This window comes from Bartonella sp. AA86SXKL, assembly GCF_042196885.1.
Genome location: NZ_JBHIRE010000149.1, coordinates 1 through 1,038, shown reverse-complemented (window position 1 = coordinate 1,038; position 1,038 = coordinate 1). Strand labels below are relative to the sequence as shown.

General features: G+C 38.9%; 1 protein-coding gene. It reads right to left on the bottom strand.

Going from position 1 to position 1,038, the window contains the following annotated elements:
- Positions 1-1,038: glycine--tRNA ligase subunit beta (gene glyS, locus ACFIO5_RS10625; protein WP_375705382.1), on the bottom strand; the 1,038-nt coding region annotated here is incomplete at both ends.

Here is a 1,038-nt window from a genome sequence, read left to right as displayed (position 1 = left end):
AGAGTTGTTTTTCTTCTGTTTCAATAAAGAGTTCAGGGTTAATTTCATCTTCTATTGTTGAATCTTTTTGGGATTCAGCCTCAAGAATATTTACGGTACGTTTTACAGCAGCTAAAAAGCTATCTCCATCACTTGTATTGATAAAGGCGATAAGTGCTTCGACATGACGTGCAATCAGCAACAGATCGTCAGCATCTTTTTTTAAGACTGCTTCAAGAACATCATAACGAGCGCCTTCTTCTTTTAAATAGATTTTCAAACGTTCATGAAAAAAAGATAACAGATCCGATAAAATATGTTCTGTTTTTTCAGGAAGTACATTCTGCGATTGCGTAGCTTCTCTTCGAGATGTCCCATATGGAGTTTTTTGTTGTAAGAAAAGATTCGCTGTCAGATTAAATAATGGCATAAGATTGATTTTCCAGTCACGCAAAAGCACAAGCCTGATAACTCCTAATACTGCTCGTCTTAATGCATAGGGATCTTTTGAACTGCTTGGTTTTTCATTAATGAGCCAAAAACCGACGAGCATGTCAATTTTATCTGCTAGTGCAACTGCTATAGCAAGAGGCTCCTGCGGAATACGATCTGCTGGTCCTTGTGGCTTATAATGGTCTTCGATTGCTTCAGCTACGCGAGGATCTTCTCCTTGAAGAAGGGCATATTTTCGTCCCATGAGCCCCTGTAGTTCCGGAAATTCTCCAACAATTTCTGTTTGTAAATCAGCTTTTGCAAGCACTGCTGCACGCTTAGCTAAGAAAGGATCTGCGTGCACCAAAGGCGCAATTTGTTGTGCAAGAATAGTGATTCGCTCTACTCTTGCACCTTGCGTGCCTAATTTTGCATGAAAAGTCACATTTAAATGATCAAGTTGTGCCATTCTTTGATCGAGAGGTTTTTTTAAATCGAGATCAAGTTTTTTAGCAGAAGATTGCAAATATTTGATATCTGGCAAGTCATGTTGGTCTGTTTGCCAAAAATAGAGTGCATCGGAAAGACGAGCGCAGACAACTTTACTATTTCCCTTAGAAATTTCTT